This window comes from Novosphingobium guangzhouense (assembly GCF_002896965.1).
Lineage (GTDB): Bacteria > Pseudomonadota > Alphaproteobacteria > Sphingomonadales > Sphingomonadaceae > Novosphingobium > Novosphingobium guangzhouense.
Window position 1 is genome coordinate 47,718 of the sequence record NZ_LYMM01000026.1, and the last position, 17,100, is coordinate 64,817.

21 protein-coding genes are annotated in these 17,100 nt (G+C 62.6%); 20 read left to right on the forward strand and 1 reads right to left on the reverse strand.

All coding sequences use genetic code 11. From position 1 onward, the window contains the following. Positions 1–61 precede the first annotated feature (61 nt). Complete coding sequence (locus tag A8V01_RS29170) at positions 62–241, reverse strand: hypothetical protein (RefSeq protein WP_245892378.1); 180 nt, start codon at positions 239–241, stop codon at positions 62–64. Between A8V01_RS29170 and A8V01_RS29725 the strand changes: the two genes are divergently transcribed. The 20 genes from A8V01_RS29725 (at position 218) to A8V01_RS07970 (ending at position 17,084) form a co-directional block, all read left to right on the forward strand. Beyond that, on the forward strand, positions 218–403 hold the full coding sequence (locus A8V01_RS29725; protein WP_425437288.1) for a zf-TFIIB domain-containing protein: 186 nt from the start codon (positions 218–220) through the stop codon (positions 401–403). The genes A8V01_RS29170 and A8V01_RS29725 overlap by 24 nt on opposite strands. 86 nt (positions 404–489) lie before the next feature. Continuing rightward, on the forward strand, positions 490–909 hold the full coding sequence (locus A8V01_RS29175; RefSeq protein ID WP_245892379.1) for a hypothetical protein: 420 nt from the start codon (positions 490–492) through the stop codon (positions 907–909). 46 nt (positions 910–955) lie between these two features. Beyond that, the gene (locus A8V01_RS07885) at positions 956–1,846 is read left to right on the forward strand and encodes a bestrophin family protein (RefSeq protein ID WP_103095381.1); all 891 of its coding nucleotides are present in this window, start codon (positions 956–958) and stop codon (positions 1,844–1,846) included. A gap of 49 nt (positions 1,847–1,895) precedes the next feature. Further along, the gene (locus tag A8V01_RS07890) at positions 1,896–2,582 is read left to right on the forward strand and encodes a ZIP family metal transporter (protein ID WP_103095382.1); all 687 of its coding nucleotides are present in this window, start codon (positions 1,896–1,898) and stop codon (positions 2,580–2,582) included. Next, positions 2,579–3,190: a cation efflux transmembrane domain-containing protein gene (locus tag A8V01_RS07895; RefSeq protein ID WP_103095383.1), complete on the forward strand. Its 612-nt coding sequence runs from the start codon at positions 2,579–2,581 to the stop codon at positions 3,188–3,190. The genes A8V01_RS07890 and A8V01_RS07895 overlap by 4 nt, the downstream gene beginning before the upstream one ends. Continuing rightward, entirely contained in the window at positions 3,180–5,708 is a 2,529-nt protein-coding gene (locus A8V01_RS07900) for a heavy metal translocating P-type ATPase (protein ID WP_103095384.1), read from the forward strand. Before A8V01_RS07895 ends, A8V01_RS07900 begins: the two co-directional genes overlap by 11 nt. A 357-nt stretch (positions 5,709–6,065) precedes the next feature. Then, positions 6,066–6,506 carry a hypothetical protein gene (locus A8V01_RS07905; protein WP_103095385.1) on the forward strand — a complete coding sequence of 147 codons (441 nt, stop codon included), beginning with the start codon at positions 6,066–6,068 and terminating at the stop codon, positions 6,504–6,506. Positions 6,507–6,592: 86 nt separating this feature from the next. Beyond that, positions 6,593–7,264 (forward strand): hypothetical protein, encoded by a 672-nt coding sequence (locus tag A8V01_RS07910; RefSeq protein ID WP_211294982.1) that lies wholly within the window; start codon positions 6,593–6,595, stop codon positions 7,262–7,264. Between the two features lie 11 nt (positions 7,265–7,275). After that, positions 7,276–7,575, forward strand: coding sequence for a hypothetical protein (locus A8V01_RS07915; protein ID WP_103095386.1), 300 nt, complete (start codon positions 7,276–7,278; stop codon positions 7,573–7,575). After that, positions 7,554–8,105: a hypothetical protein gene (locus A8V01_RS28905; protein WP_211294983.1), complete on the forward strand. Its 552-nt coding sequence runs from the start codon at positions 7,554–7,556 to the stop codon at positions 8,103–8,105. Before A8V01_RS07915 ends, A8V01_RS28905 begins: the two co-directional genes overlap by 22 nt. Positions 8,106–8,155: 50 nt before the next feature. Beyond that, positions 8,156–8,662: a hypothetical protein gene (locus tag A8V01_RS07925; RefSeq protein ID WP_103095387.1), complete on the forward strand. Its 507-nt coding sequence runs from the start codon at positions 8,156–8,158 to the stop codon at positions 8,660–8,662. A 17-nt stretch (positions 8,663–8,679) separates the two neighbouring features. Beyond that, positions 8,680–9,462, forward strand: a complete 783-nt coding sequence (locus tag A8V01_RS07930) for a hypothetical protein (protein ID WP_103095388.1) — start codon at positions 8,680–8,682, stop codon at positions 9,460–9,462. A 4-nt stretch (positions 9,463–9,466) separates the two neighbouring features. Next, positions 9,467–10,597 (forward strand): phosphoadenosine phosphosulfate reductase domain-containing protein, encoded by a 1,131-nt coding sequence (locus A8V01_RS07935; protein WP_103095389.1) that lies wholly within the window; start codon positions 9,467–9,469, stop codon positions 10,595–10,597. Between the two features lie 22 nt (positions 10,598–10,619). Continuing rightward, positions 10,620–12,101, forward strand: a complete 1,482-nt coding sequence (locus A8V01_RS28910; protein ID WP_211294984.1) for a hypothetical protein — start codon at positions 10,620–10,622, stop codon at positions 12,099–12,101. 69 nt (positions 12,102–12,170) lie between these two features. Beyond that, positions 12,171–13,385 carry a helicase HerA domain-containing protein gene (locus A8V01_RS07945; RefSeq protein WP_103095390.1) on the forward strand — a complete coding sequence of 405 codons (1,215 nt, stop codon included), beginning with the start codon at positions 12,171–12,173 and terminating at the stop codon, positions 13,383–13,385. Continuing rightward, positions 13,382–14,626, forward strand: coding sequence for a hypothetical protein (locus A8V01_RS07950; RefSeq protein ID WP_103095391.1), 1,245 nt, complete (start codon positions 13,382–13,384; stop codon positions 14,624–14,626). Before A8V01_RS07945 ends, A8V01_RS07950 begins: the two co-directional genes overlap by 4 nt. A 41-nt stretch (positions 14,627–14,667) precedes the next feature. After that, positions 14,668–14,895, forward strand: coding sequence for a hypothetical protein (locus tag A8V01_RS07955; RefSeq protein ID WP_103095392.1), 228 nt, complete (start codon positions 14,668–14,670; stop codon positions 14,893–14,895). Positions 14,896–14,905: 10 nt separating this feature from the next. Beyond that, on the forward strand, positions 14,906–15,688 hold the full coding sequence (locus A8V01_RS28915) for a DUF5983 family protein (protein ID WP_211294985.1): 783 nt from the start codon (positions 14,906–14,908) through the stop codon (positions 15,686–15,688). Between the two features lie 50 nt (positions 15,689–15,738). Next, positions 15,739–16,698 carry an adenine nucleotide alpha hydrolase family protein gene (locus A8V01_RS07965; RefSeq protein ID WP_103095436.1) on the forward strand — a complete coding sequence of 320 codons (960 nt, stop codon included), beginning with the start codon at positions 15,739–15,741 and terminating at the stop codon, positions 16,696–16,698. 17 nt (positions 16,699–16,715) lie between these two features. Beyond that, on the forward strand, positions 16,716–17,084 hold the full coding sequence (locus A8V01_RS07970; protein WP_103095393.1) for a DUF3768 domain-containing protein: 369 nt from the start codon (positions 16,716–16,718) through the stop codon (positions 17,082–17,084). Positions 17,085–17,100: the final 16 nt, after the last annotated feature.

Consider the following 17,100-nt stretch of genomic DNA (forward strand, 5'->3'; position numbering starts at 1 on the left):
GGACTTAGACCGGGCACCATCCGAGTCAGGGGAACAGAGGAGTGGAACCGATGGAGAAATTTCAGGCAGGAGGTGCCATACCCATCGACCAGCCATTGCCGCCTTGTCGTCGAGCCCGATCGGTTGAGGAGCCGCAGGCATGAACGATACTCCAATCGACCATGACATCCTGTGCCCCTTTTGCCTGATCGACCTTGTCGAACTCGAACAGGAGGGCGTGGAGTTCAACCATTGCATTCATTGCCGCGGCCTGTGGGTTCCGAGTGAGGAACTGGACAAGATCGCTCGCCTTATTGCCGCAGGCCGGCAAGCGCGCTCGCAACGCAGATCATGGCTGCCTTGGCGGCGCTCGCAACCGCATTCTCAAAGCGGCCCACTGAAGCGTCTGTTCGAACCGCGATGAGATGGCCCCCACACGGAATTGGTCGCGCAAAACCGTGTGGGGGTCCGCCATGGGCGCCTCAACCAGTCGCATCCCCTGAGGCGTCCATGGCGACTTTTCAAGGACGTAAGAACATGAAAAACAAAAGCAGCACAACATTCCGGTATGGGACGGCAACCTTGGCCCTCGCCATGCTAGCCACCGTGACAGCATGCTCAAAGGAAGAACGGGAGCGCGCGCCCTCGGAGCAGGAGATCCATTCGATGGATAACGCGACCCGGTCAGCCGAGGTCGGTCGGCACCCATATCGCTGCAGCGACGGATCCAAGGTCTACGTGGATTTCAAGGACGCCGGACTGACACTGGAATATCGCACGTCGAAAACCACTCCTCCTCAGGTCCTGACCGCGCCGTCCCAAGGACTCCAGTTCTTCGGCGAACACGGCACGGCCATCGTGCGGAACCAGAACTTAATTCTTGAGGAAGCTGGTGTGACCAGGACATGCACCCGCGATGGTTGGGAATGATTTATGAATTGCGATCCCATGCAAGAAAATTTTTACGGGTGACATCATGATCGTTGGAACAACTCCTCGATTTCGCCAGATCATTCTTGAAGTTTCGAAACCGCTATCCCTGCTGTTCATCTGGGATGTCGCGGTTACGGCCTTTCATTTCTACATGCCTATCAAGGAGCCACCGCTGCCGACTGCCCTGTTCGGCACGGCTCTTGCTCTGTTTCTAGGCTTTCGTACCAACGCTGCATATGCTCGGTGGTGGGAGGCGCGCACGCTTTGGGGTGCACTGATCAATGCTTCACGGAGCATCACGCGCCTCACGCTCACTTACAGCAAGACCCCCAACGGTCCGAACCTCGCGTTTCGAGAGAGCGTGATCACCCGGCAGATGGCGTTCGCCCATTCGATGCGTTGCCAGTTGCGCGGCCAGAATCCCAGAGGCGACATTTCCCGGCTTGCTGGCGAGGACATAGCCGACGCCGCTATGCAGCGCCGCAATCCTGCGAACGTCATCCTGGAAAGCATCTCGGGTCTGTATGCTGATGCGCTCGCGGCAGGCAGGATCGACACCATCCAGCAGGGAGTTGCGGAACGCGTCCTGATCGACATCGCAAATGCCCAAGGTGGCATGGAACGGATCAAAAATACGCCGCTGCCAAATGGCTTCCAGTTCTTCCCGAATCTGTTCTCGCGCCTGTTCTGCCTGCTGCTGCCGATCGCGCTGGTTGAAACCCTTGGTATCGCTACACCAATCGGATCAACGCTCATCAGCCTCGTATTCCTGGCAATCTTGAGCATTGGCGATGACCTTACCGATCCTTTCGCCAACTCGGTGCACGACATCCCCCTGACCGCGATGAGCACGACAATCGAGATCGACCTATCGCAGGCGCTCGGCCGTCCCGGACCGGAGCCACTCAAACCGGATCGCGGGATTCTCTGGTGAGACGCATCGCCCCCCATTTCCACATGCGCAATCAATTGGATTCACGGGCATGAAGGCGCTTGAATACACTCTCGTCCCGACTCTAGCACTTGTTGCCGGAGCAATTCTGGCGGTGTTCAAGCGACCCGCGGCCAACTTCACCAGCACCATGCAGCATTTAGCGGCGGGGCTCATCTTCGCGGCCACTGCCATAGAGATCCTGCCTCAGGTGACCCATCTAGCTGACCCTGCAGCCACGCTATACGGCGGAGCGCTTGGCGTCGCATGCATGCTGGGCCTCAAATCGATAGAAGCTCGCTTTTCAGGCCCAGTCATCCTCCTGACGACGGTCGCCATCGACATCCTGCTCGATGGCCTCGTGCTTGGGTTGGCATTCATCACGGGCTCCAAGGCAGGCATTCTTCTTTCCATCGCCCTGACCCTCGAAGTGCTGTTCATCGGCATCACCCTGACCGCCAAGCTCAATACGGCTGCGACCCGGCGACTGCGTACAATCGCGACGGTCAGTGCGTTGGCATTGTTGTTGCCTGTCGGGACGCTTGCAGCCATTCCGATCGCGACGCTCCCCCCATTCTACATTGCCGGCTTTTTGACCTTCGGTGTCATGGCACTGCTATTCTTGGTAACCGAAGAATTGCTCGTCGAAGCACACGAGACGCCGGACACCTCATTCGCCAGCGCAATGTTTTTCGTTGGTTTCCTAGCGCTGCTGACCATCGAGGAGATCCTCGTATGACCAAAGACATCAAGACCGCTACGGAACGCCGGACGCTGTGGACCGTGCTGCTGCTCAATGCCGGCATCTCGGCAGCTTTCTTCGCCACGGGCTTCATAGGAGACTCGAGCGCCCTTATAGCGAACGGCGTCGACAACCTTTCCGACACGGCGGTCTATGCACTCAGTCTCGCGGCCCTGAGCAGAGGTCGCAAATGGAAAACGAGCGCTGCAACCGCATCGGGTGTTATGCTGCTTGTCTTTGCCGTAGGAATCCTGATCGACGTCGGTCGCCGCTATGTTGTCGGCAGCGAACCCATAGGTCCAACGATGATGATTATGGCGGCAGTCGCAGGTGTGGTGAACTATCAGTGCCTGCGTCTTTTGCAGCGTCTGGATAATCCAGACGTCAACATGCGTGCCGCAACGACCTTCAGCTTCAACGACTTCGTATCAAACGGCGGCATCTTGATAGCAGGCGGGCTGGTATTCTGGCTCGGCTCGAACTGGCCGGACCTGCTTGTGGGCCTCGGCACCGCAGGCATCGCCTTCATGGGCGGCCTCGAAATTCTCTCAGACGCGCGCAATGAAATCAAAGCGGACAAAAGGAGCCTTCTCAATGACCGATAAGCTCGAGCTGGAAATCCCGGTCCTGCTGCCAGAAATACCCGACGCCAAAGATGCATGCGTCGGAAGGCTAATATCCACGTTGTCCGCCAAAGCTGGTGTCGAAAAGGCGCACCTTCGCTTTGACAACGGCACTCAAACGCCGACACTTTGCATCCATTTCGACCCTGACACGTTATCGGTCACTCGTCTGCGCGAACTGGTGCGTTCGGCAGGTGCCGAGCTCAGCACACGCTTTCGCCACAGGGTTTGGGAAGTCACCGGCATCAATCACGAGCGCAAGGCACGCACGGTTGAGCAGGCGTTGAAGCTTCATGGCGTTCTGGAAATCAGAGCCAGCGCCGCTGGCACTGTGAGTGTCGAGTACCAGGCGTTCGCCATAAAGGAGAGTGAAATCCTTGCCGCAATGCGCAGGGTCGGCGTTGTGCCTGTCCCTGGTACAGCCCCGTCGCCGCATGCAAGGGATGACCATGCACCACACGACCATGGTGCGGGAGATCACAAACACAGCCACACCCACGGAGAAGATGAGAAGCATGGCCCTGGTGATGGGCACGATCACAGCCACGCGGACTTCCTAGGACCCAACACCGAGTTGATCTTCGCTCTGGGATGCGGTGCTTTGCTGGCGATCGGTTACCTCTTAGAGAGGTTTGCTGCCGGTCTACCGAACTGGGTGCCGACCGCGCTTTACATTGCGGCGTACGGCCTTGGCGGCTTCTTCACTTTGCGAGAGGCAATCGACAACCTGCGGCTGCGCAAATTCGAGATCGATACACTGATGCTGGTCGCTGCCGCCGGCGCCGCAGCGCTGGGTGAGTTGGCAGAAGGTGCGCTCCTGCTCTTCCTATTCAGTTTTGGTCATGCGCTTGAACATTACGCGATGGGCCGGGCCAAGAAGGCGATCGAGGCGCTGGGGAAACTCGCGCCCGAAACTGCCACAGTACGCCGCGAGGGTACTACCAGTGAAATACCGGTCGAGGAGCTTGTCGTCGGTGATGTCGCCATCGTACGCCCCAATGAACGCCTTCCCGCGGACGGCTTTGTCCTCAAAGGCACAAGCGCGATAAACCAGGCTCCTGTCACCGGCGAGAGCATCCCAGTCGACAAGGTGGCCGTCACCGATCTGGAGGCCGCCCGAGCGAAGCCCGACGCCATCGACGGCTCCAGCAAGGTCTTTGCAGGCACGATCAACGGAGGCGGTGCCATCGAGATCGAAGTGACAAGGCGGTCAAACGAGACGGCCCTTGCCAAGGTCGTGAAGATGGTGAGCGAGGCAGAAACGCAAAAGTCGCCCACGCAGCGCTTCACTGACAAGTTCGAGCGGGTCTTCGTTCCCGCAGTGCTGATCCTCGCGGTGACCTTGCTGTTCGCGTGGGTCGTGATCGACGAACCGTTCCGCGACAGCTTCTATCGTGCAATGGCCGTGCTCGTCGCAGCCAGCCCGTGTGCGCTGGCCATCGCCACGCCGAGTGCCGTCCTGTCGGGCGTCGCCCGCGCCGCGCGCGGCGGCGTCCTCGTCAAAGGAGGCGCGCCGCTGGAAAACCTCGGCTCACTCAAGGCAATCGCCTTCGACAAGACTGGCACGCTCACCGAGGGCAAGCCTCGCATCACCGACGTCGTGCCCGTGGATGGTGCCAGCGAAGCGGAGCTTCTCGCCATTGCCGTCGCGGTGGAGGATCTGAGCGACCATCCGCTGGCGCAGGCGATCGCCAAGGACGGTCGCGAGAGGCTCGCCGGTGCGGCACTTCTTGTCGCCTCGGAAATGAAGAGCCTGACCGGCCGCGGCGTCGTAGCGACGGTCGATGGTGAGGAGGTCTGGATCGGCAAGGCAGAAATGTTCGGGACCGAAGGCATTCCTCCTCTCGGCGTGGCCGCGACACAGGCGATCGCGGATCTGCGGGAGAATGGCCGCACGACCATGGTCGTGCGCAAGGGCGCTCGCGATCTCGGCGCCATTGGCCTTATGGATACCCCTCGCGAGGCCGCGAAGGCTGCCCTCAAGCAGCTTCATGATCTGGGCATCAGCCGCATGATCATGATTTCCGGCGATCACCAGAAGGTTGCCGAGGCCATCGGGGCCGAAGTCGGCATCGACGAGGCCTGGGGCAACCTGATGCCCGAGGACAAGGTCGATGCAATCAAGAAGATGGCCAAAGAGCATAAGGTCGCGATGGTTGGCGATGGAGTTAACGATGCTCCGGCCATGGCCAGCGCAACGGTCGGTATCGCCATGGGCGCTGCGGGATCGGATGTTGCGCTCGAAACGGCTGATGTGGCCCTTATGGCTGATGACCTTGCCCACCTCCCATTTGCAGTCGGCCTGAGCCGCCATACCCGTGGCATCATCCGTCAGAATGTCTTCGTAAGTCTGGGCATTGTCGCATTCTTGGTTCCCGCCACCATCTTGGGGCTGGGCATTGGGCCTGCGGTGGCCGTCCACGAAGGCTCCACCCTCCTTGTGGTTATCAATGCCTTGCGGCTGCTGGCTTACCGAGATCCAACGGGGAGGACTGCCTGACGCCGACAAGGCCTGCGCGTCCGACCAACATCGGCATCGTGAAACAGCCTGACCCAGCGGAGATAGTGTTCGAAGCGTGCTTGCGACGCGTAACGCAGCGTTACAGCAGCATGGCTACTAGACGGCTTAACGCTGGGTGGGTCTCTGGCTATGGTAGAAGCTGCCGTTCGAAACCCTATCGATGAATGGCGCATTTTTTTATCAGCAGCCGACGCCGCGTGAGCGGCTGCCATGCTCGAACCCCGGCTCTAATTCGGACGGTCGCCTACCGGCCAACGACTCCCTGAATTACTGTGCTGCGAAAATGGAGGGGGAACGGGGTTTGCGCGCAATTTATGCGCGCAAGGGAGATCTCCCATGTCCGATCACTACATCATGACCGCCTGCAGCCAATACCCGCAGACCTATGTCGCGGAACGCGCCGATCATGCCAAGGCTCTGGCGGACTATCGCCAGAAAGATCCCGAAGCCTTCCTCATGACGTGCGACGCCTACCAGAAGGCCGAGGTCGAGCGCACGATGGCGAAGTTTCCACTCACGCGCGTCACACAGCGCTTCTACGACCACATGCTCGGCATCCTACCACCGATCTACAGCCGCTTCAGCCCCGGTTGGTTCGTCAGCGAACCCGTCGTGCAGCGCGTCTACATGCAGTTCATCGAGCATAAGGGCCGCTTCTATGCCGGCTATGCCAACCTCAGCATGACCGACCGCAAATGCTGGACGATCGCCGACATCGAGGCGCTCGAAGCGAGCGGTAATATCACCGAGGTCGACTGGTTCTCGGAAGACTCCTGATGCGGCCTGAAGATCAGAGCCTCTGAGTTGAGGGGGAAGGGAAGATCGAGCGCGTGAATGCGCTCGGTCTGACCCGGAGTCCTACCATGACCTACGACGTCCCGTTCCGTCACATGCAGGCGATCGACCCCAGCAGTCTCACCACCATCACCGCAACGCTTCATGCCATCAATCGGGCCATGGAAGATTGCCGCATTGCTGGCGTCGATCCCGACCACGACCCGGCGATCGCGCTGCTCGCGCGCCATTTCGCGACTGTCACCGCCAACCGCGGCGATGATGACAGTCTGCGCTTCGCCTGCAGCCGCCGTATGGCCGAAATCGAGCGCTTTCCCGCGCTTCTTACCCTGGCGGTGCGCGGCGTTGCCCATGACCGGGTAGCCAAGGAGCGATTCCACGCCGACGGGCGCAAGGCCATGAAGGCGCTCGCGCTGGAAATCGGCCTCGCCCCAGGCAGCTTCACCATCAGTTCCATGCCCAGCGATCCCGCGATCGCAGGATACGTCGCGCTGTCGAGCGATGACATTTCGATCATGCTCAGCGTGGGCCCGCTCCATGAAGGCAACGAGGTGCAATACTTCGCCAAGCGCGGTCCTGCAGCCGGTCAGAAACTGCGCTTTGCCCCCATGCGCGACTTCGTCCGGCGTGCCCGCTTTGCCGCCCGCATCCGCCGCGATCTGCGCCTCGATGCCATCCTCCCATCGCCCGCGCCCGTCGAGAATACGGCGACCATCAACCGCGAACCCATCGCCGCTTAGGGAGACATCCCATGCTCACCAACCAACAGGTTGTCGATCAGGTCCGCAGCGATGCCGCACGGATCGAACGGTTCGTGCAGCGCCGCGAGACTTTCCTCGATGCGCTGGATTGGACAATGCTCACTTGTGAACAGGTTCATGAAGCTGCCATGCTGGACTTCATGCTGGAAGATGACCTTGCCGAAGCCCTCCAGCGGGTTTCCATGGCGGAAAGCCTCGCTGCGATGGGGCTTCCCCTCGTCCCCACCTTCATCCGCTACAAGCCGTTCCCGCGCCCCTGGCACGCGGAATGGCTTACCTTGGTGAACTGACCGGAGATCCCCTCATGAGCCGATACGATTTCGCCGGGAAGGGCGTCGCGAGCAGCGTCGCCATCGGATACGACCGGCCTCTGTCGACATTTTTCGTGCAGGTCATGCAGCCCCATCCCCGCATCGAGGGTGAGGAAGCAACCTACATCTGGAAGGGTAGTGCCCCCGGAGAGCTTCCCACCGCTGCAGACGCAATCGCTATTGCGACCGAATATGCCGATCTGCCTAAGGATCTTGGCTCGAAGCTGGAAACCGATCGCCTGAAGACGCTCGGCACCTTCGACGGCCCCGCCCAGCTGGCCGCCAAGCCCTTCATCCAGGCATCGCCGCCGCCGATCCACACCGAGGCCGACGCCCGCGAAGCCGGCTACACGCGCGCGGTGCTTGCAGACAGCACGCACCATACGCTCGAATTGCTGATCGAACCCGGCGCAGACCTCGATTCCATCTTCCTCGCCTTCGACCGCGACGCGAACGAAATGCTCCATGTGCATGGCTGGAACTTCACGATCGAGCCTGAAGCCCCTTGAGATGAGGGGGAAAGGGACAGGCGATCCATGGAGGATCGACGGAGGTTCCCTTGTCCTACACCATCGACATTGGCGCAGCGCCTGCGAACGCCCATTGCGCCCAGCTTGGCCACACCCCGGATTTCGAGCGGGTCAATCGCTTCGAGATCGACGCCTACCGCATCGGCATCATCGCGATCCATGGCCTTCCCCCTGAAGGCTGCCGCCTCACCAGCAAGCCCAACCGCCACGATTTTGGCACCTACCGCACTCTCGTCCTGCATATCGACGACGAGAACGACGCTGCGGTCGCCGCCTATGCCGAGGCCGTCGAAGACGGGCTTGGCTCCTGGATCGAAGCCGCGATTGCGTGCCCCGTCGAATATGACGGCAATGTCGCCACCATTCCGAGGCCCGAACTCGACGAAGTGACGATCGGCGCGCTGCTGACCACCCGCCCCGGCGCAAACGGCCGCTTCGCGATCCCCGCGTTCGAGACCATCCACACCAACCTTTCGGCCGCATTCCCCGAACTCGCCGAGGCCGCCCGCGCGCGTCTCGCCGGCGATGCCGCCTGAAGCGCAGGAGATCCATCATGGCGAATAACTACCTCACCAGCTCCTTCATCCTCGAGATGACCGCCGAGGATGCCGAAATGGTCAGGCTGGCGCAGCGCGCAAGCGAGATCGTCGAAGACCCCTGTATAAGCGATACCGGGCGCGACCTCGCATACGCCGACCTTGGGCCGCGCTTCGCCGCACTCTTCCCGCCCAAGGACGATGACGATTTCGGGAGCTTTCTCGACCTCTTCGACGATCCCGACTTCCCGACGTTCGACTGCAGCATCGTCATCAGCGAACCCGATGCCGAGGGGCAGTGCAAAGTCAGCTTCAGCGGCAACCAGTTTGGCGTCGATCAGGTGGCGAACCTGATTTTCGCCGCCTGCAAGTCCGCGCTCCCTTGCGCCTTCTCCTGGGCCCATACCTGCGATGCCCTGCGGCCCGACGAGTTCGGCGGAGGCTGCGTCATCATCACCGATGCCGGAATCGATTTTCACAGCACGACCGGGATCATCGGGCGCGTACTCGGCACCGGCGCCGGTCCCTCCGAAACCCCCAAGCCGCTATTCGATCCGGCGCTCGTCTCCATCGAGCAGAAGCGCTTCAGCCATACCCAATGGGAAATCCTGGTCTGCTACAACGGTCAGCGCATCGAGCAGTATGGCGACAAGATCGAGCTGGCCGGGAAGGAATATCGAGGACACCCGCGCGAGGTGTGGATGGCAGTCGCCTATCGCGAAGCGATCGCGCGTGACATGGCCAGCAGGCTTCCCGTCGTCGAGGAAGCCGCGATCACCGCCCATCTGAACACGCACTGACCCCATGCTGCACCAGCATCTGCAGCCTGCCGGCGCCACGCCGGCAGGACTGCCTTCGCTCGCCCTGCCTGCCGAGATCCGCGCCGCGATCAAGGCCGGGGCCTGGATCGTCTTCAACGTCTCGGGGGGCAAAGATTCCTCCGCCGCCATGTTCGCCGTCTCGATCGTGCTCGATCAGCTCGGCCACCCCAGAAACCGCCGCCTTGTCATCCATGCCGACCTCGGCCGCGCCGAATGGGAAAGCACGCCCGCCATGGTGGAACGGCTCGCAGCACTTGCGGATCTTCCGCTCTGCGTCGTGCGCCGTAATGCCGGCGACCTCTTCGACCGCTGGGCGCAGCGCTTCGAAAACGGCAAGCGCCGCTACGAAGCCCTTGAAACCTACAACCTGATCGGGCCGTGGTCTTCGGCCTCGCTGCGCTTCTGTACCTCCGAGGCCAAGGCCCATGTGATCGGCCCGCACCTGGCGCGCACCCTGCGCGGCGAAACCATCATCAACGTGCTCGGCATCCGCCGCGACGAAAGCACCGCGCGATCGAAGACGCCCGAATGGAAAGCCGACACGCGCTACGCCAGTGCAGACAATGCCCATGGCACGCGCATGATGCTCTGGCATCCCATCGTCGAATGGACGACGGCCGAAGTCTTCGCGGCCCATGCCCATCTCGGTATCCCGCTCCACGAAGCCTATACCTGCTACTCCAGTTCGCGGCTTTCCTGCCGGTTCTGCGTCCTGCAGTCGATCGCCGATGCCCGCGCTTCAGCCAGCGCTCCTGCGAACCGCGATGCGCTGATCCACCTATGCGGTCTTGAGGCGCAGTCCACCTTCTCGTTTCAGCCCGCACGCTGGCTTGCCGATACGGCTCCCGATCTTCTCCCACGCGACCTGCAGATCCGCATCGCGGCCGCCAAGATCGACGCCCACCAGCGGCGCGAGGCCGAGGGCGCGATGCCCAAGGGCCTGCGCTACGTGAAAGGCTGGCCACCGCGCTTGCCGACCCTCTCCGAGGCCGCGGCCATAGCCAGGGCCCGCGCGCCGATCCTCGCACGCCACCAGCTCGCCAACCGCTTCCCGACAGCCCGCGCCGTGCGGGACCGCTTTGCCGACCTCATCGACCAGCGCCGCAGCGCCTGACCCATCGCGAAAGGATACTGTCATGACCGCTTCCACAGAGCATCCCATCATGTCCCAGGCCGAAGCCGTTGCGCTCGGCTTCGCCGGCTTCAACGACGTGCCGCACAAGCCGATCGACGTCCCCGATGGCGAATACACCATCACCGCCAGAACGAGCGACGGTCGCCGCGTCACCTTCTGTTTCCTGCCCGATAGGGAACGCAGCCCTGCCGGGTTTGTCGACATCCAGTACCACGATGCCGGCACGTCCATCCCGAACGCCAACGGCGGGCATTCGCCGACCTTCAACGCCTTCGGCATCGGACGCGGCGGACGCCATATCCTCGACTCCCGCCCGCTCGATGAAGCCGATCGCCCCTCCATTCTCGTGCTCATGCTCGACAAGGCCGGAAACGAGGCCAAGCCGTCGCCGCGCGCGAAGGCGCGCACCGTTGGGGGACGCCGCGAGGTTTCGTGGAGCTTCGGGGAAGGCCCGATCTTCCCCGGCTACACGAACGACAGCGAGTGGAACGGCTTTCTCAACATCACCGTCGACGAAGCCACCTGGCCGCATGTTCGCGCAGAACTTCTTTCGAGCGCCGATGGCGACCGCAAGCTGATCGCGTCGGTGAACGCTCTGAAGCCCAAGGCCGGGTATGTATCGCTCGCCTTCGGCTACACAACGCAGGAAGTCGAAACGCGGTGGGCTCTGCAATTCCCCGACTATCCGATTGCCTGCATGCCGCCCATTCCGGGAGACTGGACGGACAAGAGCTGGCGCAACGACACCAAGCCCAGCTTCGAAGTCTGCACCGGGCCGATGGGCGAGCCCGTCGAAATGTGGATCGACTATCCCGAAGCCGCGCTGCGCGAAATTGCGAGCGAGCCGCGCTTTGGGCTCTACCGCCGCAATGCCGAAGACGAGCTTGAGGCCATCTACACCGGCGAGGATTACGCCAAGGCCATGGAGCATGCCAACCGCGAGGCCCTTGCCTGCGCATTCGCCAAGGCGCTCGCCCATGAAATGACGCCTGACGAATGGCAGACCATGCGGATCAACAACCAGACGATCACGCCGGGATGCTGCGCGTCACATGACTTCCTTGATGCCAACATGGTCATGCTGGCCGTGTGGCTGACCTATCGCGGCGAGCAGCTGATCGCCCGAGGAGCGATCACCGGCATTGGCGATGACCTCGATCACGTCAACGCGGCTTGGGCGATCGCCAGAGAGCGCTACATTACCTCCAGCGCCGAAGGCGAGCGCTTCGACCTCTGGCGCTGCAGCGGGCTCACCGTACCAGACCTTTCGGCCGCAGGCTGCGAAATGGGCGACAATGACCCATACATCCGGCCTGGTCGCGTCTACGAGCCCGGCCATATCGAACTGGATGAGGAAAAGGGCCTCATCGTCACCATCGGAAATTCGATCCGCACCTTCGAAAACCAGATCGAGGCCGAGGGGCACCTCTGGCGGGCCTATGCTGCCTCCGAGTTCACCCTACAGCCCGAGGCCGCAGGCTGATCGAGACGCCGATGCTCACTTGAGGGAAGGGGGAAGGGGACAGGCGAGCAACCCGAAAGGAGCCGCCCCATGTCCAACGTCGTGAAACTTCCGGGACCGCCAGCGCCCCCGCGCTGCGCGGTTCCCATCGGCAAAACCTGCAATGGCCCCCTCGAACTGGATCTAGCCCGCGTCCTTGCCGGTCGCATGCTGGTCCAGGGCGGGTCCGGTGCTGGCAAGAGCCAGACCATGCGCCGCATAGTCGAAGAAGCCTTCGACTATGTGCAGACCATGATCGTCGATCCCGAGGGCGAGTTCGGCAATCTTGCCGCGCATATCGGCGCCACCACGATCAAGGCCGCTGAAATCGCCGCCGATGGCCTGACCGCCGCTGCGACCCGCGCGAGGCATCACCGCATTGCCCTGCATCTGGATCTCACCGACCTCGATCCCGAACAGCGCATCATCAAGGCATCGGCCTTCTTCGCCGGCCTTGTCGGCGCGCCGCGTGAGGACTGGAAACACACCGTCCTTGTCGCGATCGACGAAGGACACCTGCTCGCGCCCCATCAGGCTGGTTCTGCGCAGGACGCGGAAACTCGCCGCCTTGGCGTCGCCACGCTCACCGACTTGTGCGCCCGAGGCCGCAAACGCGGGATCGCACCCATCATCGCGACCCAGCGCCTCGCCAAGCTCTCCAGCTCCGTCGTCTCCGAGCTTCAGAACTTCCTCATCGGCATCAACGTCTTCGACCGTGACATCCTGCGCGCGGCCGACATTCTGGGATTCAGCCGCAGCGAGGCCGAAAAGCTGCGCACCCTGAGCGCCGGCGAGTTCTACGCCTTCGGCCCCGCGCTCACCCGCACACCCCTGCTCGCCAAGATCGACCAGACCATCACCGAACATCTCGGCGCCACCCCAGACTTGCACGGCGCGGCCGACCTCGATCATGCCGAGGCCCAGAAGCTGCTCGACCTCGAACATCTTCGCGAAACACCAAGCCGACGCGACGACAATCTGAAGGCGCGCGGCAGCCGCGCCCTCGACGCCTTCCTGCTCGATCCGATCGCGCCAACGGCAGCGGCAGTCTGCCTGGCCTTGAAGAGCATTTCTCCCAACGCCACGACCGCCAATGAACTGGCCAAGCATCTTTGCATCACGCGCGAGGCCGTGGATCAGGCGCTGGACGTCCTCTCAGCGCTCTCAGCCGTCGATACCATGCCACGCGCCGATGACCGCATGGCGCGCCTCCATACGCGCCTGCGCGCCCGTCTCAGCGATGTCCATGTGGTCGGCCTGTCATGACCGACGACACCGCCCCCATCATCGTCGAACTGGTGCCGCTCGCAGCACCAGTACCCACGCCATCGGCGCCGCTGGCCGAAATGGTGTATCGGCCCGACAGCTGGACCCCGCAGGAGGTTCGCACCCTGCGCCAGCTGTTCAACGACGACACCCCACTTCCAGAAATCTCCCAGGCCCTGGGCCGCGGCTTGCAAGGTGTCAGGGACAAGGTTTGCACCCTTGGCCTGCGCCGCCATTCAACGCGGCCGTGGGGCGAGCTTGAAGATCACGAACTGATCCAGACTTACGGGCAGGAGCCTGCTGCCACGATCGCCGCACGTCTCGGCCGCTCCTGCGGTGCGGTCTATACCCGCGCCGCCTTCCTTGGCCTCAGCGAAGAGGCAGCACCGGCATGGACGCCATGGGAAGATGCGCAGCTGCGCGCCGGCTTTGCGGCCGATATTCCGACAGCACAGGTCGCGCTCATCATCGGCAGACCCCATGCCGGCGTCTACAGCCGTGCCGGCAAGCTGGGCATCAAGCACGCCAGCACCCCCAAGGGCTGGACCAACGCCGAGATCGAGCGCGCCATCGAACTCGTCCAAGCCGGTCATACCTACACCCAGATCGGCACAATTCTTGGCACGGAAGGCTTCGCCACCCGCACCAAGTCGTCGCTTCAGGCGCTTATGCAGCGAACCGGGCAGGGGAAGGGCTGGGGCCGCGTCTGGATGCCCGAGGAGGATGAACTTCTCATCAAAGCCTACCGCGACAACGCCAGCCTGACACCCTTGCGCAACCTGCTTGGCCGATCGGTCTTCTCGATCCGCTGGCGCGCGGAATATCTGAACCTTCGCGGCACCCATGCCCGGTCCAAAGGCTGGCGCCTTGGTCCTGACTGGTCCGAGGCCGACGAAGCATGGCTTCGCCGCGACTACGGCAAGATCCCGACGCCCGAACTGGCGCGCCAGATGGGCCGCACCCGCGCAGCCATCTTCACGCGCGCGAACATCATTGGCCTCGTACACGAAGGACGCCAGCGCTGGACGCCTGATCATCTGGCCGCGCTGCGGATCGCGCATGAGCGTGGCATCAGCCTCGCCGACCTTGCCGCAGCGCTCGGCCGCGAAACGGGTGCCCTTCACAAATATGCCGGAAAACAGGGCCTGGTCTTCGGCCGTCGCCCTCGCTGGCCACAACCCCCGACCCTCGCTGACATCCTGAATCTGCCCGAGGCCGCGAAAGGAAAGGGGGAGGGGTGAAGGCGAAGGCAAGGATTATCCGCGCCAGCAGGAGATGCAGCATGTGCCCTGAAACTCAGCCGACTGCCGCCCCGAACCCGAACGCAGGTCATGAAATCGTCCTCTGGCCTGACGGAACCTGGTGCTGGCACGACGAGTTCGATCCCGCCGAATGGTCGTTCATGTCGGACGATTACGAGGTCATCGACATGGGCGACATGCCGCGCGTCGAACGGCTTGCCCGCGAGGATGCGCAGCTTTGCGCGGATGTCCTCGAAGAACTGCGCTGAGGGCCCGGACATGGTAGACCGTGTTTCCGCGTCGATCACGATCGGCGGCACCATCAGTCACGCCCTCTGGAAGAGCCTCACGGTCGCGATCGCGGCCGAGGCTCTGTCCACCGATTGGGACGGCGAGCCTTTCAACGACAGCGACCTGACCGAAGGCCAGCCCTTGCGCCTCTATGCGCACGAAGTCGCCAACGGCACCTTCAAGGAACTGGAGCCGATCTGCGAGGCGCATGGTGTGCCGTTCGTGCGCTCCTCCTACGGTTTCACCGGGCAGTGGGGCCCGGAGAAGGTCGTCTTCACCGGAACGGGCGATCCGGTCATTTATCCCTGCAGCGAAGACGGCACCCCATACGTCGATCGCGCGAAGATCGAGGCGCTCGGCAGTCTCGCTGCGGTGAACGCTTATCTGGACGAGGCCGATTTCGCTGTTCCCCCGATCGTCATCACCAACGAAGCTGGGGAGGGGGCCTCGGTCGTTACTCCTGTCGCTCTCGCCCAGGCCGTCCACGTCCCGCCTCCGCTCGAGATCGCCAGAATGCTCGCCCTCAGCACGAGGCATATGAGCCCCGCGACGGCTGCAAACTGGATGCCGCACTGTCCCTGGACCTGCTTCGACAAGGACGACTATGGCTGGTTCATGCACGTCTGCGATGACGTCGGCATAACCGAGGCCAAGGGCGTCCCCGCCGAGATCCGTTCGGCCATCCACGTCGCCAAGCGCGAAAACTGCGCATGGATCATGTGGGACTGCGATGGTCCGCAGATCGACGAGCTGCCGGAATACGAGTGGTGACGCATTCCAGGCACCTCCCCGCGACGCAGCTGCAGAGCGCTCACAAGGTCGTGGACGCGGGAACCCGCGTTCCGGACTTCCTCTTGCCGCCCCGCGCCCCGAACGTCCTCGCCTATGGCGTGGGTGTCGATTCCACCGCGCTCCTGGTCGAACTGGAAGCGCGTGGCGAAAAGCCGGACCTTGTCATCACGGCGGATACCGGCGTCGAGAAGCCGGCCACTTACGAGTACCTCGACGTGATCCGGCCATGGATGGCAGCACGCGGCATCCCTTTCGAGATCGTTCGCTATCAGCCGCGCCGCTTCAAGCACTGGCCGCCCTACTATTCCCTGCTCGAAATGGCGCTCACCAACGCGACCCTGCCCAGCAAATCGCTCGGCGGTTCGAGCTGCAGCTTGAAATATAAGAAAGCGCCACAGGACGCCTTCCTGAAAACATGGCAGCCCGCGATCGACGCATGGGCAAGGGGCCAGAAGGTGACGCGCCTGATCGGTTTCGATGCCGGAAAGCGCGATACGATCCGCTACACCCATGCCGCCAAGATCGAAGATCCACTCTACGACTATCGCTATCCGCTGCGCGGATGGGGCATGGACCGCGAAGCGTGCGAACGCCGCATTGCCGCTGCTGGTCTGCCCGTTCCGCCCAAATCGAGCTGCTGGTTCTGCATCGGGATGACCCCGCCAGAAGTCCGCAATCTGCCCGTATGGTGCCTTCGCCTGATCGTCCTTGTCGAAGCGCGCGCCGCACCGCGCCTCCATACGGTCGAAGGTCTCTGGCGCAAATCCACGCGCGCGAGACCGGGACGCATGACGGACTTCATCCGCCATGAACGGCTGCTGCCCGCCGACGACATCGACCGGATCATCAGTGATGCCCCGCTCGACCTGATCCAGTTTCAGGACGTCGCGGCCTCGATCCCCGTCGACGAGCGCCCGACCATGCGCAGCTGGATCGAACGCTTCAACGCTGCCGTGCCCGTATCGCAGCGCCCCCGTCTCGCCGCCTGACCCACAGGAGAATTGCCATGTCCCTCGCAACCGTCGCAGCCGGTATGTCCGAACGCGAAATCATCGCCCGTCTCAACGATCGTTGCCGACACGGCCTCGACCGTACCGGGCGAACCGTTATCACCCGCACCTGCCTCGGCACCTTTGCCAACAATCCGGTGGCCGAGGTTGTGGCCCAGGCCCAGATCCTCGCAGAGGTGCGCAAGTTCACCTATCCTGACGACGACAGAACCGAGCGCGATCGGGGCCAGATCGAATACCGGGGCACGACCGTCTATTTCCAGATCGACGCCTATGACGCCAACCTGAAATGGGGTTCGCCCGATCCCACCGACGCCAGCGTCACGCGCAGGGTCATGACGATCATGGTTCGCGAGGATCTCTAAGGTGCGGGCCGATGCT